Raw genomic sequence first — 23453 nt, forward strand, 5'->3', positions numbered from 1 at the left:
TTTAATTATTAAAATAATAAATTATGAAAAAACTTATTTTAACAGGAATATTAGCCGTAGCAGGCTTAACAGCAACTGCCAACGCTCAGATTCAGAAAGGTAATTGGATGGTAGGAAGTAGCATCGTTGCAAGTAATTTTGGCTTAAATACAGGTGGAGGATATAATATTTCACTACAGCCAAAAGCAGCTTATTTTATTCAAGATAATGTAGCAGTTGGGGGATATGTAGATCTAGGATTTAATAAAGTAACAAATGGATCACCTACCAATTTTGTATATAAAGTGGGTGCACTAGGTAGATACTATGTTTCTCCAGGAGAAAAAGGTGTTGACAACTTATTACACCACGGAAGATGGTTCTTCGAAGGTAATGTAGGTGTTGGAGGTACTTCTACTGAAGGATCTAACTCTACAACTGGTTTAGATTTTGGAGCAGGACCTGGTTATTCATACTTCATTACTCCAAACATTGGTGTTGAAGGTTTAGTAAAATATAATGGTGTTGCAGGATTTGGTAGCGAAGGATTAACTTCTACTTTAACTTTCAACGTAGGATTCAGTATTTATTTACCAACTTCAAAAGGTAAACAAATCATCAACGACGTTAAGTAATCACTGAAATACTTATAAAAAATGAAAGCGCCCCGAAATTTATTTTCGGGGCGCTTTTCGTACAAATTAAAACTAAACTATAAAAAATCAAATAAATCATGTATTGGGTTGAGGCGTGTACCTTAAATATGGTTTTATTTCCGTCACCCCTTTTGGGAATATCTTTCGTGCATCTTCTGTAGAAATGGTTGGAGGTACAATAACATCTTCTCCGGTTTCCCAGTTTACAGGAGTCGCTACACGATAATTATCCACCAGCTGTAAAGAATCCAGCACTCTAAGGATCTCTTTAAAATTCCTTCCCGTAGAGGCCGGATAGGTAATAATCAGTCTTACTTTTTTGGAAGGATCAATAATCAGAAGAGAACGCACTGTAGCTGTAGCTGAAGCATTGGGATGAATAAAATCATACAGCTCAGAAACTTTTCTGTCTTTATCAGCAATAATGGGAAACTTCACAGTGGTATTCTGAGTTTCATTAATATCTTTCACCCAGTTTTGATGATCTTCTACTCCATCTACACTCAGAGCAATCACCTTTGTATCTCTGGCCTCAAACTCAGACTGCAGTTTTGCAGTATACCCCAGTTCTGTAGTGCATACCGGCGTATAATCTGCAGGATGAGAAAATAAAATTCCCCAGGAATCTCCCAGATAATTATAAAAATTGATGTCACCTACCGATGACTCTGCCTGAAAGTTGGGTGCTGTATCTCCTAGTTTGATTGACATAATGTTCCTTCTTTATAGTCTACAAATTTAGTAGACTTTTTGGAACTGGCAAATTTTTTGATGAAAATTTATATATTTAACTAAAATTTTATCCATGGAGAAAACCGGATTAAGGTATCTAGATGTTGTTTATAAGGTATTGGAAAGTTGGTATGTAACCTTTGCCGCGCTCACCCCAAAGCTGATTGTCGGGATTTTAGTATTTACATTCTTCCTTATCAGCAGTAAATATTTAAGCAAAGGGGCAGTAAAGTTATTTCACAAATTTTTCCCGAAAAGTCAAAAAGAGAGTTCATTGGTCACTTTAATCAGTATATTCAGGTTCCTGATTATGCTGATGGGAACCTTTATTGCACTTGAAATAATGGGTTTCAGTGGTTTTCTCTGGAAGTTTATCGGAAGTTTAGGAGTTGCAGGGGTTATTGCAGGGGTAGCTCTAAAAGATCTTGTTTCAAGTATTTTCTCAGGAATGCTGATTGGAATTGATAAAGCCTACAAAGTAGGAGATTATATTACCATCGGAACCCATTCAGGAACGGTACAGGAAATTGGTTTTTTAACGACAAAACTTCTTACTGATGATGGCAAGAAGGCATATATTCCGAATCAGGTTGTTTTCAATGCACCTTTCTACAATATTACGGCTTCCCCACAGCGCAGAATTATTTTAAATTTTGAAATTCCGGCTGATGAAGATATTACCAAAGCACAAAAGGGAATTCTTGATGTGATTAAAAATCTTGATAATGTGGATAAGTTAGACACTGTAGAGGTAATCTTCACAGACCTTAAACAGGGAGCTTTTAATCTCCAGGTGAAGTTCTGGATAAAGGTTGGGGCTAATCTTGCACAGGTAAGAAGTAAAGCCTATTTAGGGATTAAAGAACGCTTTGATACGGATAAAGTTCAGTTGGTAACGCCTACAAGTATAAGTATTACGAGTGGAGAGACTAACTTGCCGGAAAGCCATCAGGATAAGTAAAAAAATATAAAATATAAAGGCCATTTCAAATGTTGATGTGGTCTTTTTTATGATGATTGATTAAATAAAATATGTTTAAACCTAACAGGTTTTAAAAACCTGTTAGGTTTACAGTATGCTAGATTTACAGTAGTACATTTCCGATGAAGTTATTACAAAACTTTACCTTCACATGCTAACAAAAAAACCGCTCCAAAAGGAACGGTTTTCTGATTTATCTGAAAATTTTAGATTATGCTAAAACTTCTTTTACTTTGTTTGCAGCTTCTTCTAAAGTAATTGCAGAGTGTACCGGAAGACCAGACTCGTCAATTAATTTTTTAGCTTCTACAGCGTTAGTTCCCTGTAATCTTACGATCAACGGAACCGGAAGGCTACCCATAGCTTTGTAAGCATCTACAACACCCTGAGCAACTCTGTCACATCTTACGATACCTCCGAAGATGTTGATCAAAATAGCTTTTACGTTTGGATCTCTTAAGATGATTCCGAAAGCTGTCTGTACTCTCTGAGCATCAGCAGTACCCCCTACGTCAAGGAAGTTAGCAGGGTTACCACCTGATAATTTGATGATATCCATAGTTGCCATTGCAAGACCAGCTCCGTTTACCATACAAGCAACGTTACCGTCTAATTTTACGAAGTTAAGACCCGCTTCACCAGCTTCAACATCCATTGGATCTTCTTCTCTTGTATCTCTAAGCTCTGCTAAGTCTTTGTGACGGAACAATGAGTTGTCATCTAAAGTTACTTTAGCATCTACAGCGATAATTTTGTTATCAGAAGTTTTTAATACAGGGTTGATTTCGAAAAGAGAAGCATCAATTCCTGTGTAAGCATTGTAAAGAGATGAAATAAATTTCACAAATTCTTTGAATGCATTTCCTTCAAGACCTAGGTTGAAAGCAATTTTTCTAGCCTGGAATCCTTGAAGACCGATAGCAGGATCAATCAATTCGTTGTGGATCAAATGAGGAGTTACTTCAGCAACGTGCTCAATATCCATACCTCCTTCAGTAGAATATACGATCGTATTTTTTCCTTCAGCTCTATCTAAAAGAATAGAAACATAAAATTCTTTAGTTTCAGATTCTCCAGGATAATAAACATCTTCTGCAATCAAAACAGAGTTTACTTTTTTACCTTCAGCAGAAGTTTGCGGAGTTACCAACTGCATTCCGATGATATTCTGAGCGTTCTCTTTAAGTTTATCCATGTTTGGAGAAAACTTAACACCCCCACCTTTACCACGACCGCCTGCGTGAATCTGTGCTTTTACAACCCAAGCCTGTGCTCCGGTTTCAGCAGTCAATTTTTCAGCAGCTGCTACAGCTTCATCTACGTTGTTTGCAACGAAACCACGTTGGATAGCTACTCCATACTTTGATAAAATCTCTTTTGATTGATACTCGTGAAGATTCATATTATTTTTATTATTTTATTTTAATATTTAAAGGTTGACAAATTTACTAAAAAGACACGGAAGTTCAAGTTTATTGACTTAAAAATTAAAGTCTGATGGACTTGATTTTTAACATATCTATCTATTTTCCCCTATTCTTCCGCTAATTTCTCAGACTGAGATCCGATAAACGGAATTTTCGGAGCAAGGAAATATCCCGTAAGACTCGCAAATAATATCGGTACAAAATACGTAAATCCGGTAAGCGTCCCCAAAATAATCGTTGTACTCATCGGAGTTCTTGTCACACAGGCATTGATGGCTGCCATACAGCTTACAATAGCCAGCGTGGTATCAACCGTTGGAAATATATTGTGAATAATCAGTCCCAACGTTGTTCCGACAAAAAACAAAGGAATGATAAATCCTCCTCTCCATCCTGAAGTTACTGTAATGGCAATCGCAAGTATTTTAAAAACCAGAATCAGAATTAAAAAATTCAGTCCGAAATTACCTCCGATCAACTGATTGATCTCGTTGTGCCCGAAGTATCTTGTAATTGGGAAATTGTAGGCGATAACTCCTAAAATAATCCCACCTGCTAAGGTTTTAATATAAATCGGCAATCTTCTGTACTCAAAAATCTTTTTAAAAAATTTGACTACAAAAATGAAAATCCAGCCAAATAAAGTTCCTACAATTCCAAATGCCGTCGCATAAGCAAAATCATAGACTCCTGTATAATGGTAAGCTTTCAAATCCCATGTTGCCCCAATTCCCAAATGGATAATCAAAGCAAACATCAGATAGCTGAAACAACTTGCTACCAATGCAGGAATAATGGCTTTATAATATTCTACCGCATGTTTATGATGTAAAATTTCCAAAGAAAAAAGACTCCCTCCAAGCGGAGCCCCGAATAATGCTGTAAAACCGGAAGCCATACCCGCAATGCTCAGAGACCTCAGCTCTTCGCCTTTCAGTCTGAAAATCTTCCCAAGCCAGGTTCCTGTAGATCCGGTGACCTGTACCAATGGTGCTTCAGGACCTAAACTTCCCCCCGATGCTACACAGAAAAGAGAAGAAAGAATCATCGAAGGATTATTCTTTGGTTCCAGTTTCCCTTTATTGAATCTGATATTATTAACAATCAGATGAATTTCTCCCGGATCACCAATAAAATGAATTACCAGTCCTGCCAGCAAACCACAGATCGCCATCGTGGGAATCACCTGCCAGCCCTGAAATTCTGCTAAAAATTCTGTAAAATGCTCCAGCACAATCCAATATCCTCCGGCAATACTACCGCCCACCAGACCTGTAACCGCCCAAATAAAAAAAGTACGGCTGAACACAAACGGATTAAATCTGATAGGTTGATCCAAGAGATTGAATGTTCGTATTAACCGTCTTCTTCTGTTAATTTTCATTCTTATATTCTGTTTTTAGCAAAATATAAGATCAGCATTCCCCAGCTTAAGATCATCATCAGACCTCCAAGCGGAGTGATGGGGCCCAAGAATTTAAGATTCATTCCCCAATAATCCTGCATGCTCAGAAAATAGATACTTACTGAGAATAAAAGAGTTCCTGCAATCATTAAAATGGAAGTCCATTTTTCAGCAGAGGTTTCGAATTTTAAGATATACCCGATGATCAGCAGGAAAAAAGCGGCATACATCTGGTATCTTACGCCTGTTTCAAAACTTTCCAGTCTTTCCACAGCTAATATTTTCTTTAAAGCGTGTGCTCCGAATGCACCCAGGATTACAGAAACCATTCCGTAAACTGCTCCAAAAACTAAAGTAATTGTTTTCATTTTATAACTCTTCTAATTCTAGGGTTAAATATTTTTTTGTTTTATGATCCTGCCAGGTTCCTATAATTTTCCTGCCTTGCAGATCCGCTTCCACCAAGGCTTTGAAAATCCACTGGTTGGTTTCTTCACTATAATAATCGTTTTCTATAATGGAGATATGGTTACCTTTTATCTTTCCGTTCCACTCAATCAGCTTTTTATTTTTATCATACCAGTATTTTGCAGAAAAAGAACCATCGTCATATACTTCACCGATCAAAACAGTAATGGAATACTTTCCATCGATCTTTCCTTTATACAATTTATGAGTAAGACTGGTTATCTCTGTTTTTTCAGAACCGGAAATTAAATTTTTCGCGTAAGGACTCCAGTATTTTTCCAGCTCTTTGTAGGAAAATTCTATTTCATGACTGCCCAGGTCATCCAAAGCTCTCATGGCATGGTTGGAACATCTTCCGGCAACAAAAGTCAGTTTATCTTTCCCAAAGAAATATCTGATCCCTTCTAAAGTATGTTCCGTAAAACAGTCTTCATACATAGCGATCTGATCCTGAGTTTCCTCTGCAGGATTTTTCTCAGCTTTCAGTGTAATAAGAAAATCAGAAATTCTTTTCTTTACTCTTTTCTGAATAATTCCCTCAACAGTCTTCACTGAGCTGGGTTGAAATAAATCTTTGGCATTGATAAAGTTTCCTGTTCTCAGATCAAAATTCTTCCAGATCAGAAATCCTTCCGGATAAGCGCCTGAAGCTTCACCATCTATGGCAATGCTCAGAATATTCTTAGGCGTTTCAATCTTATCCCAACTATAAAAATAAAGATAGTTTGAATAGGAATTGGTGGCTGTAGAAGCCAGTTTAAACGGATTTCCGCCAGATCCGGGAACATATTCCAGCTGATCTACCTGCAGAAATGTATTGATTTTATTTTCTACCCGAGGATTTTCCGAATACGAAACAACCGGAAAAACGGTATCTTCAGTTTTCGGCTGCAGATTACTTATTTTCACTTTTTGCTGTTGTGAAAAACTTAACCCCGAAATCAGTAAGAAAAATACAATACTCCTTTTCACTATTTTGATTTTAAGTACATTAAAATGAACTTGGCCACCAATGTAGAAATCCCCAGTATGATAAACATATTGGCAAATTTCTTGGAACTTTTGAAACCTTCATTGTTGGTTTTCTTCAGAAAAAATCCAAAAAGAAGGAATACTATAGGCAAAATGATCTGTAACATCAGTTTCCTCTCATTCTGTTAAACTCGTTGATCACCTCATGGTGGCTCACCGTCTTATCTTTAAAATACGTCACAAAGTGCTGCTTTTCTTCTTCAGTAGCTCCCAACTGGTTCAGAATATTCAATAAGTGCATTTTCATATGTCCTTTCTGAATTCCTGTGGTTACCAGAGAACGTAACGCTCCAAAATTCTGAGCAAGACCAGAAACAGCAAGAATACTCATCAATTCCTGTGCAGAAGGTTTTCCAAGAAGAGCCAGAGAGAATTTTACCAAAGGGTGAAGATTGGTAAGCCCTCCTACTACTCCTACAGAAATAGGAAGATCAATCCAGAATCTGAAAATACCGTTATCTGTTGTACAGTGAGTTAAAGACCTGTATTGTCCGTCTCTTGCAGCATACGCATGTGCACAGGCTTCCGTAGCTCGGAAATCATTTCCGGTAGCGATTACAACAGCATCTACTCCGTTCATTACTCCTTTATTATGAGTAGTGGCGCGGTAAGGTTCAATTTCTGCAATCGTAACTGCCTGTTTGAATTTAGCAGCAAATTCTTCAGGGGAAATTCCGCTGTCATCTTTCAAATCTTCCATTTTACATGAAACCTCAGCTCTTACGATACAGTCAGGGGTAAAGTTGGAAAGAATATTCATTACAATCTGTAGTGAATTCTTTTCTTCCTGAGTAAAATCTTCGCTGGTAGCAACTTCCTGTCTCAATGTTTTTCCAAACTGTTCAAGACATGAATTGATAAAGTTCGCTCCCATCGAATCTACGGTATCGAAGCTTGCTTTCAACTGGTAATAATTCGGCATCTCTGCTGTCTTATCCACCAGACTGATATTTAAAATACCACCACCACGTTTTCTCATGTTGGAGGTAATATCCTCAGTAGTTTCAAATAGTTTTTTCTTTAAACTGAAATTAAAGAAATGTAATAATTTATGAGGTTCTACATTAAAAATAAAGTGGGTATGTCCCAGCTTTTCTGTATTGATAATGGTTGTTTTAAAACCTCCTTTGTCGATCCAGAATTTCGCAGCTTTGGAAGCAGCAGCAACTACAGAACTTTCTTCAACGGCCATTGGAAGGGCCAACAGCTTTCCGTCGATTAAAAAATTCGGAGCAATTCCGTAAGGCATATAGAAATTAGAGATGGTGTTTTCAGAAAATTCTTCGTGGAGTTTCTGAAGATCCGCATCATCGTTCCAATATTGTTTTAATATATTTTGATATTCCTGGTTTCCTTCAAGATATTCGTTTACGAGCCATTCGATTTTCCCCTGCTTTGGCAGCTTGGAAAAACCTTCGATTGGTTTATGATTCATGATATAAACTTTAATGAGCCGTAAATATAATGATTTTGAGACTCTTTTTTGTTGATAACTTCTATGAAAAAAGATTGACTTTTATCAATTTTGGAACTAAATTTGAACAAAATTAAAATACATTATTGATACAAAACAGATCAATCATTTTACAATATGAATTTTGACCGCCTTAAAGAAAAGCTTGAAATCCTTGCTGATGCAGCGAAATATGATGTTTCCTGTTCATCAAGCGGAGGCACGAGGAAGAATAAAAAAGGAGCTTTAGGAGACAGTTCTGCAAGCGGGATTTGTCATACCTATACGGAAGACGGAAGATGTGTTTCTCTGCTTAAAATTTTATTGACCAATCATTGTATTTATGATTGTGCTTACTGTGTTTCCAGAAGTTCCAACGATATTAAGAGAGCAGCATTTACGGTAGAAGAAGTGGTAGATCTTACCATCAATTTTTATCGAAGGAATTATATTGAAGGGTTATTTCTGAGCTCGGGAATATTCAAAAATGCAGACACTACGATGGAAAGGCTTGTAAGAGTTGCGAAAAAGCTGCGATTGGAGGAGAACTTTAACGGATATATTCATTTAAAATCTATTCCCGGGGCAAGTGATGATCTGATGCAGGAAGCTGCATTGTATGCAGACCGGTTATCGGTAAATATTGAAATTCCTACAGAAAGCGGATTAAAATTGCTGGCCCCTGAAAAAAACAGGCAGGATATGATCAGTCCGATGCAGTATATTCAAAAAGGAATTATTCAATATAAGGATGAAAAGAAAGTTCTGAAAAAAGTTCCCAAGTTTGCGCCTGCCGGACAATCTACACAGATGATCGTAGGGGCAACCAATGAAAACGATTTACAAATTATCAAAGTTGCCGATCATTTTTACAAAAACTTTAATTTGAAAAGAGTCTACTACTCCGGATATGTGCCGGTGTTGGAAGATCAGAGACTACCTTCTTTAACGACGGAAGTTCCTATGCTTCGGGAAAACCGTTTGTATCAGTCGGATTGGCTGATGAGATTTTATGGTTTTAAAGCGGAAGAAATTTTAGATCCCAATATGCCTTTCCTTGATCTGGAAGTAGATCCGAAATTAAGCTGGGCATTGCGAAACCTTCATCAATTTCCGATTAACCTTCAGACCGCGGAATATCAGTTGATTTTAAGAATTCCGGGAATTGGAGTAAAAACAGCTCAGAAAATTATAAGTGCAAGACGTTTTCAGATTTTAACAATAGATCATTTGAAAAAACTGGGTGCAGCCGTCAATCGGGCAAAATACTTTATCGATTTTAATGCGGGAAATGCTTACCTGAAATATTTAACGGATAAAAACTTCAGAAAATTGCTGATAGGCGGAAGTTCATCCAAATTCCATAACCAGTTTTCGCAACAACTGACTTTGTTTTGATTTTAAACACAAATGACACCAATATTTTCACGAATGATTACAAATTTATAATGCAACATTGCTGTCATTCTGACGAAGGAAGAATCTCTCCTTTAAAACAGATTCTTCACTTCATTTATGAACTTCGTTCGCAGACTTTCAGTCTGTGTTCAGAATGACACCCCAACTGAACTTAAATTATTAAACTCAACCCATGACAACCCTACTCTACGATGGAAGTTTTGATGGTCTTTTCACTGCAGTATTTGAAGTTTTCGAATACCGTTATCAAGAGGTGGAAATTACCAGCAGAGAAAGATTTCATCAGGAAAATATTTTTGCAGAGATTCATGAAGTCATTACTCAACCGGATAAATCTGAAAGGGTTTTGAATAAACTGGAGCTTAGTATAGGAAAACAGGGCGTTTACAAACTTTTAAAAGTTTTTTTATCTGAAGATCCGGAGCTGGAAAACCTCATCTTATCTGCAGTAAGGCAATCCGTGAAAAATTCTGAAAAAAATATTCTTGAAAATTTTGCTGATGCTGATGTTTTAAAAATTTCAAAAATCTGTAAATCAGTAGATCGGGAAAGGCACAGAATGACTGCTTTTGTTCGTTTTGAAAAAATGCAGGATGGTGTTTTTTTCTCCAAAATAGATCCTGACTTCAATGTTCTTCCTTTAATCAGAAAACATTTTAAAGACCGATATCAGGATCAGAAATGGATGATCTACGACCTGCGTAGGAATTACGGACTTCTGTATGATCTGGACACCTGCGAATTCTTCTATCCTGACGAAAAGATCAATCTAAATAATTACCAGCAAAAATTCCATGATGAGGAAAAGAGTTATCAGGTACTTTGGCAGCGTTATTTCACGAAAACCAATATCGTGGAAAGAAAAAACATGAAACTGCATATTCAGCATGTTCCGAAAAGATACTGGAAATATCTGACTGAGAAATGGTAGCTGCACTCTCAATATTATTTCTCGCTGATTGAGCAGATAACGCAGATTTTTATCAATAAAACGATTCTGAGATTCTCATGGTACATACGCCCAAAATTGAATCAATAATTCATATTGTGGATAACTTTTTATTTCGGCGAAAAAATATGTTATTTCAAGTTCTTTTTTCAAGAGCATTATTTAATCCGTTCATTTTATGAAAGATATAATCCACATTCATCGAAAACTCATATTGTGGATAACTTTTTCCAGTTAACATTCCGTTAATATTGAAATTTCTTCAATGTTATTTTTTTAAGAAAATCAATTAGAAAATTACCTACCCTATGAAAATAAAGGGTTTGATAATACCACTTAAAAACATGAAAATCTGTGATATACGGAGTAAATACTCACAACAATATTTTTATTTTGTGGATAACTCTTACTTTTTAAGGGTTCGCAAAGCTTTCTTTACGATATACTGTGTTTCTTTTGTCGGATTTTCCCGAAGCCATTCATCGCAGATTTCCACTACAAATTCGGGTTGAGATTTGCTGGCATCATTCAGCCAGTTGCCTACGCTGTCCTGTACATATCTGGAGGAATCCGATCGTAAAGGTTCCAGAATTTCCAGTCCAAGCCCCGGATTTTGTTTTAAGGCATCAATATGTTCACACCATACCCCTCTCGGTCTTGTGGATTCGCTGGCAAAACGTCTTACGTTCTCATTGTCATGCGTTGTCCACTTTGATAATATGGATAAACTTTCTTCCAGGTTTTTGGAGATATCCGGACGCACCGCCATCCAGCAGATTTCTCTCACTCCAAAATGAGAGTCAGAAGCGAATGACTGGATTCTGTCTAATTTTTCTTTAAATTGTAAATCATTATCTCTTCCAATCGTATAAGCTGCCCAGCAACGTACCAAATCTGCCGGATGAACTGACAATTTCAAAAGAAATTCGTCATCTTTATTTTTCACAGCCAGATTAAGAAGCCCAACACCAATTGTTTCATTAATCGAATTGACGGTTTGTTTTTTCAGCTGATTTACAATTTCTAAAACAGGCATCAGATATTCTTTACGATCATTTTGCAAAAGCAGATTTTCCAGCAGCAACCTTTGATCTACAGCCAGCCATTCTGTAAGATTGGCGGTTTCAATTTCTCCCCTGTTCAGCTTTTCCAGAATATCAGTTGGAATATCTTTAATGGAGCGGGCTCCTTTTCGCTTTTCTGTCATACTATTTAATGATTACCTTTACAAAAGTCTGAAAGTGGGCGGAGAAAAACAATACCGCATATTTTTCACCCATAGGGATAAAAAAATCAATTTTATGGAAACAAAGGAAAGAGCTGAAGAAAATAAAATTTGTCCGTTGGAAGTTGCTGTCAATACCATTAGTGGGAAATGGAAAATTCCTATCGTGTGGCAGATCAATGAAGGGAAAAAACGTCCCAGTGAGTTTTTACGTGGGATTGCAAAAGTGGACCGCAGAGTTTTGAATCAGCAGCTGAGTGAAATGGTGGAAGACGGTATTTTAACAAAACAATCTTTTAATGAACTTCCTCCAAGGGTTGAATACACATTGACAGAGCTTGGGGAACAACTTGTGAAGATCCTCTGGCAGCTGAATGACTGGGGAAAACTATTGATTCCTGAAAAAGATGAGCTATTGAACCCATAAGTTTTCATATAATATATTGGCAGATAGGTGAAAAAAAATGATATTTGTGTTCACTAAAACACATGAAAAGAGTTATCACAGGAATCACAGCTGCTCTCATTTTCGTTGGCTGTACAAAAGAAAAAATATCAGACCGTTTATTACCTGAACCAGATAAAAATGAGCATTTAATTTCAGAAAATGCTTTGAAAATCAATAAAGAAAAAAATACCATCCGGGAAAGATTTTCACCTCCGGAAGGCTATGAGTGGATGGAAGAAAAACCTGGTTCTTTCGGACATTTTATCGAAAATTTTAAGCTGAAACCTTACGGCAGCCGGATTGTAAAATATGACGGAACACCTATTTCTACCCAACATCTTCATGAAGCTGTTTTTGATATTGATACCGGAAATAAAGACCTGCAGCAATGTGCTGATGCCGCTATCCGTATGAGAGCGGAATATCTTTACAAATCGAAAAAGTTTGATGAAATTAAATTTCATTTTACCAGTGGCGACCTCCTCAGCTGGAATGATTATAAAAATGGAACGAGAGCTTTTGTGAATGGAAATTCAGTCAGCTTCAGAAAAACAGCTGGGTATGATGATTCTTACCAGAGTTTCAGAAATTATCTGGATCTGATTTTCAATTATGCAGGAACAATTTCATTGAACAGAGAAACAAAGCCGGTCACAAGAAATTCTGATCTTAAAACAGGAGATATTCTGATCACACCGGGAAGCCCGGGACATATTGTTTTTATTTCCGGGGTCTGTAAAAATGAGAAAGGGGAAAGATTATTTTTACTGAGCGAGGGATTTACGCCGGCACAGTCTGTTCATGTGCTTTCCAACCCGTTTAATCCCTATTTTACACCTTGGTACGATCTCGATATCCATTCTGAGGAAACGAAAACTGCACGATATTTTTTTAAACCTACAAACTTCAGAAGCTTTTAATCATTTATATTCAAAACTATTGGAAACTTACTACGATAATCTGAACTTGTTTTTGTAAATTTGTGTTCGAAATTTTTTACTTGATGAAAGAGAGTGCTGTAAAAAAAATTGCAGTTCTTACTTCAGGAGGTGACTCTCCGGGTATGAATGCGGCGTTAAGAGCGGTAGTAAGAACCGCCAATTACTATAATATCGAATGCTACGGAGTAAGAGAAGGCTACAACGGTCTTATCAACAATGATTTCCTGAAAATGGGGGCTCGTTCCGTAAAAAATATAATCAACCAGGGTGGAACTATTCTAAAGTCTGCCAGATCCACTGAGTTCAGAACAAAAGAAGGCCGTCAGAAAGCTTACGATAATTGCGTAAAACTTGGAATAGACGGATTGGTATGTATTGGAGGAGATGGAACTTTTACCGGTGCCAAAATCTTTAATGAAGAATTCGGAATCAGAGTAATCGGTATCCCGGGAACTATTGACAACGATATTTTCGGTACTGATAATACCATTGGTTACGACACTGCCTTGAATACTGCTATGGATGCTATTGACAAGATCCGTGACACGGCTACTTCCCACAACAGAGTTTTCTTTGTAGAGGTGATGGGACGTGATGCTGGTTTTATTGCTTTAAACAGTGGATTGGCAACAGGAGCTCTGGATATTTTAATTCCTGAGAAAAAAGACAGTATTGATGAGCTTTTCACAAAATTCAGGGATGCGGAAAAAACCGGAAAGGCATCAAGTATTGTGGTGGTTGCAGAAGGTGAAAAACTAGCCAACGTTTATGAGCTTGCAGAAAAAACCAAACAAACCTTCCCTGATTATGATATTCGTGTAGCCATTTTGGGACATATGCAGAGAGGAGGTTCTCCAAGCTGTGCAGACAGAGTTTTGGCCAGCAGACTGGGATACGGTGCTGTAACAGGGCTTATGGAAGGACAAACCAACGTAATGGCAGGAATGCGTTCCAATGATTTGACGTATACACCAATAGAAGAAGCCATTAAAAAACATAACGAAATCAATAAAGATCTTTTACTGATTTCAGAAATTTTAGCAATCTAATTATTTTTATAATCTAATAAAAACAAACTATTATGTCAACAATTAAAGTAGGTATCAACGGTTTTGGTAGAATTGGACGTCTTGTTTTCAGAGCAATGACTGAAAGAGACAACATTGAAGTTGTAGGAATCAATGACCTAATCAATGCAGAATACATGGCTTACATGTTAAAATATGACTCTGTACACGGTATTTTCCCAGGTGAAGTTTCTGTAGAAGGAAATGATCTTGTAGTAAACGGGAAAAAGATCAGAGTAACTGCTGAAAAAGATCCAAGCAACCTAAAGTGGAATGAAATCGGTGCAGACTACGTAGTAGAATCTACTGGTTTATTCTTAGATAAAGAAAGCGCTGCAAAACATATTACTGCAGGTGCTAAGAAAGTAATCCTTTCTGCTCCTTCTAAAGATGATACTCCAATGTTCGTAATGGGGGTAAACCACAAGGAACTTACTGATGATATCAAAATTTTATCAAACGCTTCTTGTACTACAAACTGTTTAGCTCCTTTAGCTAAAGTAATCCACGATAACTTTGGAATCGTAGAAGGTTTGATGACCACTGTACACGCTACAACAGCTACTCAGAAAACTGTTGACGGTCCTTCAATGAAAGACTGGAGAGGTGGTAGAGCTGCTCTGAACAACATCATCCCTTCTTCTACAGGTGCTGCTAAAGCAGTAGGAAAAGTAATTCCTTCACTAAACGGAAAATTAACAGGTATGTCTTTCAGAGTACCAACTGTTGACGTTTCTGTAGTAGACTTAACAGTGAGAATTGAAAAAGCTGCTTCTTATGAAGAAATCTGTTCAGTAATCAAAGCTGCGTCTGAAGGTGAATTGAAAGGAATTTTAGGATATACTGAAGAGGCTGTAGTATCTCAGGACTTCGTAGGAGATAAGAGAACTTCTATCTTCGATAAAGATGCTGGTATCATGCTTTCTCCTAACTTCGTGAAACTTGTTTCTTGGTATGACAACGAAATGGGTTACTCAAACAAGTTAGTTGATATGCTTGTACACGCTGCTTCTTTATAATCAATAATGAGCGATAAGCTATAAGTAATATAAAACCTTCCCATCGGGAAGGTTTTTTTGTTTAAATTAACTCCCAAAATTTATACCATGCTCAATGAACTTATTGAAAGATATTCTCAATATTCTGATGTGGAATTAATGGAAGTATATTCAAATAAAAGCAGATATACAAATGATGCCAAACAAGCTTTAGATATCGTCATAGAAAATAAAGGCGGAATACAATCTCTGACCGTCCGGTATGATACAACTGTAGCGAAGGAATTGGAAAAATCAAGAATAAAGAATGATGCTACGGAATTGTATTTAAACGGGATGACAAAAAATGACATCAATCATGCTTTGAATTCAGAAATACTAGCCTCAGATGAAATACAACAGATCATAGAAACTACTTCTACAGAAATAGAAGCAACAAAAAGGGATTTAGAAATTAAACCCAGCACCATCATCGGGAGTATCTTAGGAGGAATTATCGGTGGAACTATTGGTGGGATATTATGGGGATTACAAATCATATATTCCGGTCGCATCTTTTATATTTTTGCTATAGGTCTGGGAATAATTTCTTACGGTTTTATAAAATTTTTCACTAAACAGAGCAGAAATAATATTGCGGTATTCATCATTACCATACTATCGGTGGTTTATGCTTTGATTTTAGGTTTTTACATATATGAATTATTTGGTTATCGTGGACCTGACAGATATTGATAAAACGTAAAAATGAGCTCCAATCATCATTAAATTTAATTCAACCCTGATAAATCTCACCAGAATATTTCAGCATAAAACTTGTACTTTTATAGGTAAAGGAATGAACATGATACAACCCCGTTTTAAAAACGCCCCCCATTTCAGAGATTTTTGGGAACATGGTAACGGAAAGCAGCTTATTGAATTTTCCGGAGCAGAGGTAAGTTTTAAAAACTTTGAAAAATTTGCTCCCTATTTTCATCATGTGGATAAAATTGGTGATGAGGTGGTACAAGATGTTTATTTCACTAAAAAATTTCATGAGGCTTCAAGAGAGATTGAACACTATATCAGAAATGGAGTTTCGGAAACTGATGATGTTCCTGAAAGTGTAAAAAAGCTTTTCAGTCAGACTCAAAAAGTTCCGGACTGGCTGGATTATAATCTGCTTAAAAGCGGTGCTGAACTATGCATGAGAAGCAATCTTGATTCATTAATTTCATTAAGGGATTACTGTCTGATCGGCGGCTATGATTATGCTTACCTCAACAAACCGCTTATTGTCACAGAGGCATTGAAAAAAGGAGCGGTAAAACGTCTTTCTGAAACATTGGATTTTTGGGTAAATGCTACCCGATACAACGCATTGGAAATTCATGCAAAAGGATATGAATTTGCCATAAAAACCCGTTTGATCCACTCCTATGCAAGACTTTCCATTAAAAAACATTATAAAGACTGGGATACCGAAAACTGGGGAGAACCCATCAATTCGTGGGATATGATGGCAACGTATATTGGGTTCAGTCTGGTATTCCTTCATAGTCTTCAGAAATTGGGAAATCGTTTTTCTGTTGAAGAGGAACAGGGAATTTTTCATCTCTGGAAATATGTAGGGTATCTTCTGGGAATTCCGGAACAGCTTCTTCCTGATGATAAAAAACATGCAACGGAATATTTTTATTTATGGACTTCTGTTCAGCCCCCTTCGGATAAAGATTCTGTTCTGCTGGCTCACTCTCTTCTGGATGAATCACTGGAAAATCCTATTTTAAAATATGGATTTCAAAGAAAGAATTTAAAATATCTGCACGTCTGCTGTACCTGGTTTTTGTTGGATGACGAAGTATGTAAAAGATTACAAATTCCGGAAGTTCCTTTCAGAAATCTGTTTCCAAAATCGAAAATACTTTTCAATAAAATTTATGATCAACTGGTCAGTCGTGAAAAGAGAATACAAAGAGGAAATAAGGATCAGATGAAAGTACTGGAAGATTATCTTGCCATCACTAAAAACTCAAATTTTCATTAAAAGTAATTGTTGGAGATCGCCAAGGCGCAAGAACATTTCGACTCGCTCAATATTAGATTTTCAGGAAGAATGGAGCTTCATTTTTATTAAAATATTCCCACAGATCACACGAATTGCACAGATTTTTATGATCTGCGTTATCTGCAAAATCAGCGTGAGGTAAAAAACATATACACTACTCAATTTTATTGGAGATAAAATCTTTGCGCCTTAAAGCAAAAGAATTGCGCCTTTGCGATTTCACACAAAAAAACAACTCATCTTACTAAAGTAAAAAACATTTAAAAACACTTTAGATACCACATTCCGCATGTGCTTCGTAATGAATGAGATCAGCTGTAAAATTTTATCATTTTTTAACTTTAAAAATAGCTTTCAGAGACAAATAATATTAGCTTTTGATCTATAAATTATGTATTTTTGAGAAATTATTTTAATAGAGATGAGTAACATTGATGATAAGAAAAAAGCACTCGCTTTAGTGCTTGACAAGCTAGATAAAACATATGGAAAGGGAACGGTAATGACTTTAGGTGACGAATCTATAGACAATACTATTGAGGTAATTCCTTCCGGTTCTTTAGGTTTAGATATTGCTTTAGGAATAGGCGGATATCCAAAAGGAAGAATCATTGAAATATATGGTCCTGAATCTTCAGGTAAAACAACATTAACCCTTCACGCTATTGCGGAGGCTCAAAAAGCAGGTGGTATTGCAGCATTCATTGATGCAGAGCACGCTTTCGACAGAACGTATGCTGCGAAATTAGGAATTGATCTTGAAAACCTGATCATTTCTCAGCCGGACAATGGTGAGCAGGCCTTAGAAATTGCAGATAATTTGATCCGTTCAGGAGCTATTGATATCGTTGTTATTGACTCTGTAGCCGCTCTTACACCAAAAGCAGAAATCGAAGGTGAAATGGGAGATTCCAAAATGGGTCTTCATGCAAGATTAATGTCTCAGGCATTAAGAAAGCTTACCGCTACTATTTCAAGAACAAAATGTACCGTGATTTTCATCAACCAGTTGAGAGAAAAGATCGGTGTTATGTTCGGGAACCCTGAAACCACTACCGGAGGTAACGCCCTGAAGTTTTACGCTTCTGTAAGAATTGATATCAGAAAAGCAAGTGCACCAATCAAACAAGGTGACGAAGCTATCGGTAGCCGTGTGAAAGTGAAAATTGTGAAAAACAAAGTAGCACCTCCTTTCAAACAGGCAGAATTCGATATCATGTATGGAGAAGGTGTTTCTAAAGTAGGAGAAATTCTTGATACTGCTGTAGATATGGGAATCGTGAAGAAAAGTGGTTCTTGGTTCAGCTACGAAGAGACTAAATTGGGTCAGGGACGTGATGCTGTAAAAGATGTTTTAAGAGATAACCCGGATCTTGCCGAAGAATTGGAAGGTAAGATCAAGGAAGAAATGAAAAACAAATAATTTTTCAGAAAATATAGAAAAGGCAGTCTTCGGATTGCCTTTTTTGTTGTCATTTTTTTTAACGCAAAGTTTTATTTATAGGCGGTACAATTTTGAGGAGGCAAAGGATTGAATCAATAAATTGATTCTTACTAAGCAAATGCATCATTTATCACAAAGCTTCATTAACGATGCGTTTAAATAAAGGATCAGAAAATAAAAAAGAGGTCATTCCGTAGAACAACCTCTTTGAGATTTTATATTTTAAAAAAATTATTCAGCAATTTTACCTTGCAATTGAAGTGCTCCGGTCACTTTCATTCCTTTTGTTGGAGTTTCAAATCTCATATTCTCTTTGTTCACAAAAGCATCAATGGTAAAGAAATCTTCACGCTCTTCATTCGTGATCAATTTCAGTTTCAGAATATACCCTTTAACACTTCCGTCTTCAAGCAATTCTGTTTCTTTAAAGTCTACTACCTGACCAATAAAATCGAAACATGCATAATTAGGCAGGTCCTGACTTGGTGCATACGTTGTGAAATCCTCACTCATTTTATTCCCATCTGGCAAATCAGTATTGGTGTGAATATCAAGAATGAACAAAATTCCACTGACATTTACTTTCAGATGAGGCTGAGTCATGTACGTGTTTCTGTTTTCAGCATAATCTGTCGCAAAGAACCAAACCCCAAAAGTTTCTCTGGCAGGTCCTGCTACAATTGCCTGCAAATTCAATGCATTTTCCCATTCTCTGATTGATCTTGTTTCAAAATCCAATGTATAATCCGTTGTTACTTCCGGAACGATCATACTTAATTCCGGTGTTACAATAGTTTTAAACCTTACCCCATCAAATTCTGTTTTGCTCTTAATATCCATTGATGGATCAGAAGACTCTGTCTGTGTAAGAATAGCATTCAGATACTGACCGTAATCTTTAGTCTGGAAATTCTGATGACCAAAAATCCCACTCCATGTATTCATAAGATTATGAACATTGGACTTTCTGATGATAATTCCTGCTTCATTGGTTGTTTCAGGCGCTGCAATTCCCTCCGTATTCTGGAAATAATTTTGTCCCTCAATCAACTGATGATTCATAATCGCATTATTTTCTTCATGAGAAAACTCTGCAAAACCTTTATAAGTAATATTTTGGTTTTCGAAAACATAAGGCAATCCTGTTTTCTTCTTTTCATCACCGGCAAAGTGATAAGCAAGTGAAATTCCCTTGAATTCTCCTTCCTGAATAGCCGGAGTATGATTACCGTTATGATCAAACTGAGAATGATACAGGATCACATAAGATTTAATCTTTCCTTCCTGAAGTTCACTTTCGAACTTTTCTTCCATCTGTGCAATCGCCTGTTGTGGAGAAAGTGCATAAGCATCTTCAGTTACCATATAGGCAAAGCCTTCTACCTCGCCATTTTCTTTTTCAAAAGCAGAAAGAGGGGTATACTCTCCTCTTAGCTGAAGGGCTATAGAATACACGATATAATCATTATAAATCCTGATTTTTTCATATTCTTCATTTACTTTCGGCTCTTCTACCGGCTGCGAAGGAATTTCCGGTATTGTTTCCACAACTTCTTCCACCACTTCCTCTACTATTTTTTCCTCTGGCATTTCCATTTCCTGAACCGGAGTACTCACATTTTCCTGACTGTTATTTTTCTTCTTAAAAAAATCAAAGATTCCCATACTGTTATTTATAATTGGCGGTAAATATAATAAAAGTGCTCAACAGACCCAACATAAAAAAAATGCCATTGTGTCAGTGTGCTCTTTATTGCTTTTATAATGAAAAATTCCGGCGGAGCCTTTGGCTCCGCCGGAATTTTATTAATTAGGTTTATCATCTGTCAGCTCAAATCCCCAATCTTTTCCTTTTTGGGTTGCCGGGATTCCTTTTGTCATCCAGACCGGAGCTTTAGCACCTTTAAGATAGTAATCAAAAAACTGCTGTTCGCGGATTTGAATATCTTTTCTGTTCTGGCGTTTCACAAGGTTATGATCATCACCATTATAATTCAGAAGCCATACTGGTTTTCCGAGACGGCGTAATGCAGTAAACATTTCAATTCCCTGATACCAGGGCACTGCTCCATCTTTATCATTACTCATAATAACTACCGGAGTTTGTACTTTATCAATGGTAAAAAGCGGTGAGTTCTTAATATAAAGCTCCGGAGCTTCCCATAAATTCTTTCCTAGTCTGCTCTGCGATTTTTCATACTGGAATTGCCTGTTCATTCCTGAAGTCCATCGGATTCCTCCATAGGCAGAAGTCATGTTGACAACAGGAGCACCACTCCATGCAGCCGCATACATATTGGTATGAGCAATAAGATAGGCTACCTGATAACCTCCCCAGCTTTGTCCCTGAATTCCTATTTTAGTACCATCTACCCAGGAATTTTGCTTTAACTTTTCAACTCCTGAATTAATGTATTCCATGGCAGATTCTCCCGGGAAACCATCTGTGTAAGAAATATCAGGTGTGAAAACCAGATATCCGTTGCTCACAAAATAAGAAATATTTAATCTTGAAGGCGTAGGAGCCGGCGCAACATAACGATTTAAATTATCCGAAAGCTTTTCGTAGAAATAAACAATCATCGGATATTTTTTATTTGGATTAAAATCTTCCGGTTTGTATAAAACTCCTGTGGAAGTATTTCCTTTGGGTGTTGTCCAGTTTACCAATTCATCTGTTCCCCAGTTATATTGATTTTGCTGAGGATTGGTATTGCTCAGTTTTTGTTGTTCTGAGAAATCTGATGTTGCAAAAATATTGGGAGAATCTGTATACGATTCTTTTACCAAAATATATTCCTCAGCATTTTTTGCTTTTTGAAGAGTTCTGTATCCCCAGACATTTTCCATCTGAATTTTTACAGGATCAGAATTCTTCTGAATGGATGTTTTAAAAATACCATTCGCCTTGGTTGTATTATCAAACGCTGATAAATAAATAGTCGATTTTCGGCTTAAGCTTTTAATATCTTTATCCAAATCGTAAGTATCGAATGTTATTTTATGCTTACGGCCAAATCCATTGGTAATATTTCTCGGCTTTTTTGAACCGTCCATGAAAAACTCCCAAAGATCATAACGGTCTCTGATAATCACAGATTCATCATTATCTGTCCACGATGCTATCCCGTAAGAATTTGGGAAATCCGGCATATCAAATTCCTCATCAACGAAGGAAACAGGTAAGCCTGTATTTAATGGAAGGGTTTGTTTTGTTTTCACATTATAACACAGCCACTGCCCCTTTTCTCTGTCAAAGATGACAACAAATTTTCCTTGCGGGGATATAGCTGCTGCTCCATTCAGATTTTTAATAATTGCTGTTCTGTCTCCCGTTTTATTGTCGATCAGAAAATAGGTTTTCTTTGTCGCGCCTTCCCATTGTGAAGAAATACGGTTGTTGATACTGGTAATTCCCAATGCAAATTCTGCATTTCCTTCATTCACTAATCGTAAAGTATCTAAGTCCTCTCCATCAATATTTCTAAAGAAATCCGGTTTTTCTGTTTGCATTACTGCAGCGTAAGATTTCTTCAGGTCATTTTTCAGTTCTTTTAATTGTACGGTCTGCAAATAGTCATCTTTATAATTCCAGACATCTACTACCGCGTGGTCATTCGCAATCATTGCTGTATCTTTTGCCACAGGCTTTGGAGCAACACCAAAATACAGCTGTTTTCCATTTTTACTGAACAGAGGTAATCTATTTTCAGAAATCACCCAATTCTTTTTCATCTGAGCATTCTCATTGGTGACAATTTCTTTTTTATTTCCTTTAAAATTAAAGTAATACAACTGATATAATTTCACCAGATCATTCTGTGCAGAAAAAGTACCTACATAGGCCAATTGGTTTCCATTTTCATCAAAAGATAACTGGGAAAAATCACCTTCCATTTCAGAAATTTTATTCACAGTTCCTTTTGGCAGATCAACTACCTGCACAGTTTGCAATGCATATTTCTTAGGCTTTGATTTGTCAGTATCTTTTTTATCTGCAGATTTTTCATCTGTTGATTCTTTTCCTTCCTTTTTATCCTTTTTTTCGTCTGGCTTCTTAGTTACAAAAACAAGCTGTTTTCCATTTTTACTGAACTCGTAGCGTATCACATTATCATAGGTTGTACTTTTTCCGTCCAATAGATTTCGCACTACCAGTTGTAATGGTTTTACATTTTTGTCTTCCTCTTTATTTTCATCTCCATCTTCTTTATCAGAAGCATCATCCGAAGATTTATCTTTTGTATTTTCCAGAAGATAAGCAACATATGAACCTGCCTTTTCAGGAATTTTAAACGATTTTACATTAGGAATTTTCTCTGTTTTATCATTGACGAAATCAACAATAGCAAGGCTGTCTTTTGTTAATTTATTTTTTTTCAGTTTTTTATCTTTTACCGCCTTAATATCTTTATACTGAGGACGGATTTGAAAAACAGCAAATCTTGAATCATTCGTAAAATCCACTTTGGCAGCTCTTTCAAACTTCTTTGTTGTTTTATTTTTAACAGAAAATAAAGAAAGGTTAGAATTTCCTTCCTGAGCATCCACAGAGTAGGCAACCCATTTTCCATCATTGGAGATTTTTCTCGAGCCGATATTTTGCCAACTGTCATAAACAGAGTGGTCTAAAGGCTTCTTCTGTGCATACACGAAACAGGTCATGATGAGCAGAATAAAAACTGTACATTTCAACTTCATTTTTAAAATATTTTAAGAATTAAAAGTAAGGTATTTCTTTGACAAATCCACATAACAGAATTGCTTTCGGCTTGAAA

20 protein-coding genes are annotated in these 23453 nt (G+C 36.6%); 11 read left to right on the top strand and 9 right to left on the bottom strand.

Annotated elements, in window-relative coordinates; translation table 11 throughout:
* Positions 1-23 precede the first annotated feature (23 nt).
* Positions 24-614 (top strand): hypothetical protein, encoded by a 591-nt coding sequence (locus tag RAH34_RS03295; RefSeq protein ID WP_034694879.1) that lies wholly within the window; start codon positions 24-26, stop codon positions 612-614.
* Positions 615-710: 96 nt separating this feature from the next.
* Here the strand turns inward: RAH34_RS03295 and RAH34_RS03300 are convergent, their stop codons facing one another.
* The gene (locus RAH34_RS03300) at positions 711-1346 is read right to left on the bottom strand and encodes a peroxiredoxin (RefSeq protein WP_114819310.1); all 636 of its coding nucleotides are present in this window, start codon (positions 1344-1346) and stop codon (positions 711-713) included.
* 94 nt (positions 1347-1440) lie between these two features.
* Here RAH34_RS03300 and RAH34_RS03305 point away from each other — a divergent pair, with 94 nt between their 5' ends.
* Complete coding sequence (locus RAH34_RS03305; protein ID WP_114819311.1) at positions 1441-2328, top strand: mechanosensitive ion channel family protein; 888 nt, start codon at positions 1441-1443, stop codon at positions 2326-2328.
* 232 nt (positions 2329-2560) lie between these two features.
* Here the strand turns inward: RAH34_RS03305 and sucC are convergent, their stop codons facing one another.
* The 5 genes from sucC to RAH34_RS03330 form a co-directional block, all read right to left on the bottom strand.
* Complete coding sequence (sucC, locus tag RAH34_RS03310; RefSeq protein ID WP_114819312.1) at positions 2561-3751, bottom strand: ADP-forming succinate--CoA ligase subunit beta; 1191 nt, start codon at positions 3749-3751, stop codon at positions 2561-2563.
* A 131-nt stretch (positions 3752-3882) separates the two neighbouring features.
* Entirely contained in the window at positions 3883-5160 is a 1278-nt protein-coding gene (locus RAH34_RS03315) for a chloride channel protein (RefSeq protein ID WP_306595129.1), read from the bottom strand.
* Positions 5161-5162: 2 nt separating this feature from the next.
* Positions 5163-5549 carry a DUF423 domain-containing protein gene (locus RAH34_RS03320; RefSeq protein WP_114819314.1) on the bottom strand — a complete coding sequence of 129 codons (387 nt, stop codon included), beginning with the start codon at positions 5547-5549 and terminating at the stop codon, positions 5163-5165.
* Between the two features lies 1 nt (position 5550).
* A complete protein-coding gene (locus tag RAH34_RS03325; RefSeq protein WP_306595130.1) occupies positions 5551-6621 on the bottom strand; it encodes a hypothetical protein in 1071 nt (356 codons plus the stop codon).
* A gap of 166 nt (positions 6622-6787) precedes the next feature.
* The gene (locus tag RAH34_RS03330; protein WP_306595131.1) at positions 6788-8116 is read right to left on the bottom strand and encodes a hydroxymethylglutaryl-CoA reductase, degradative; all 1329 of its coding nucleotides are present in this window, start codon (positions 8114-8116) and stop codon (positions 6788-6790) included.
* A 156-nt stretch (positions 8117-8272) separates the two neighbouring features.
* Between RAH34_RS03330 and RAH34_RS03335 the strand changes: the two genes are divergently transcribed.
* A complete protein-coding gene (locus tag RAH34_RS03335) occupies positions 8273-9532 on the top strand; it encodes a putative DNA modification/repair radical SAM protein (protein ID WP_306595132.1) in 1260 nt (419 codons plus the stop codon).
* 193 nt (positions 9533-9725) lie between these two features.
* Positions 9726-10484 (top strand): TIGR03915 family putative DNA repair protein, encoded by a 759-nt coding sequence (locus tag RAH34_RS03340; RefSeq protein WP_306595133.1) that lies wholly within the window; start codon positions 9726-9728, stop codon positions 10482-10484.
* A 424-nt stretch (positions 10485-10908) separates the two neighbouring features.
* Here the strand turns inward: RAH34_RS03340 and RAH34_RS03345 are convergent, their stop codons facing one another.
* Positions 10909-11709, bottom strand: coding sequence for a DNA alkylation repair protein (locus RAH34_RS03345; protein WP_306595134.1), 801 nt, complete (start codon positions 11707-11709; stop codon positions 10909-10911).
* A gap of 94 nt (positions 11710-11803) precedes the next feature.
* Here RAH34_RS03345 and RAH34_RS03350 point away from each other — a divergent pair, with 94 nt between their 5' ends.
* The 7 genes from RAH34_RS03350 to recA all read left to right on the top strand — a co-directional run bounded on the left by RAH34_RS03350 (position 11804) and on the right by recA (position 18654).
* A complete protein-coding gene (locus tag RAH34_RS03350) occupies positions 11804-12154 on the top strand; it encodes a helix-turn-helix domain-containing protein (RefSeq protein ID WP_114819320.1) in 351 nt (116 codons plus the stop codon).
* A gap of 62 nt (positions 12155-12216) precedes the next feature.
* Positions 12217-13095 (top strand): DUF4846 domain-containing protein, encoded by an 879-nt coding sequence (locus tag RAH34_RS03355; protein WP_306595135.1) that lies wholly within the window; start codon positions 12217-12219, stop codon positions 13093-13095.
* Positions 13096-13178: 83 nt separating this feature from the next.
* On the top strand, positions 13179-14165 hold the full coding sequence (gene pfkA, locus RAH34_RS03360; protein WP_062676282.1) for a 6-phosphofructokinase: 987 nt from the start codon (positions 13179-13181) through the stop codon (positions 14163-14165).
* A 32-nt stretch (positions 14166-14197) separates the two neighbouring features.
* Positions 14198-15202 (top strand): type I glyceraldehyde-3-phosphate dehydrogenase, encoded by a 1005-nt coding sequence (gene gap, locus RAH34_RS03365; RefSeq protein ID WP_047096698.1) that lies wholly within the window; start codon positions 14198-14200, stop codon positions 15200-15202.
* An 87-nt stretch (positions 15203-15289) separates the two neighbouring features.
* Positions 15290-15916 (top strand): hypothetical protein, encoded by a 627-nt coding sequence (locus tag RAH34_RS03370; RefSeq protein WP_306595136.1) that lies wholly within the window; start codon positions 15290-15292, stop codon positions 15914-15916.
* A gap of 103 nt (positions 15917-16019) precedes the next feature.
* Positions 16020-17210: an oxygenase MpaB family protein gene (locus RAH34_RS03375; RefSeq protein ID WP_306595137.1), complete on the top strand. Its 1191-nt coding sequence runs from the start codon at positions 16020-16022 to the stop codon at positions 17208-17210.
* Between the two features lie 442 nt (positions 17211-17652).
* Positions 17653-18654, top strand: a complete 1002-nt coding sequence (gene recA / locus RAH34_RS03380) for a recombinase RecA (protein ID WP_034694853.1) — start codon at positions 17653-17655, stop codon at positions 18652-18654.
* A 252-nt stretch (positions 18655-18906) separates the two neighbouring features.
* On the opposite strand, the gene RAH34_RS03385 is transcribed toward recA, so the two are convergent.
* Both RAH34_RS03385 and RAH34_RS03390 read right to left on the bottom strand, forming a co-directional pair.
* Positions 18907-20340: a hypothetical protein gene (locus tag RAH34_RS03385; RefSeq protein WP_306595138.1), complete on the bottom strand. Its 1434-nt coding sequence runs from the start codon at positions 20338-20340 to the stop codon at positions 18907-18909.
* A gap of 141 nt (positions 20341-20481) precedes the next feature.
* Positions 20482-23376, bottom strand: a complete 2895-nt coding sequence (locus RAH34_RS03390) for a S9 family peptidase (RefSeq protein ID WP_306595139.1) — start codon at positions 23374-23376, stop codon at positions 20482-20484.
* Between the last annotated feature and the right edge of the window lie 77 nt (positions 23377-23453).

The organism is Chryseobacterium sp. WLY505, from assembly GCF_030846215.1.
In the GTDB taxonomy this organism is placed as follows: domain Bacteria; phylum Bacteroidota; class Bacteroidia; order Flavobacteriales; family Weeksellaceae; genus Chryseobacterium.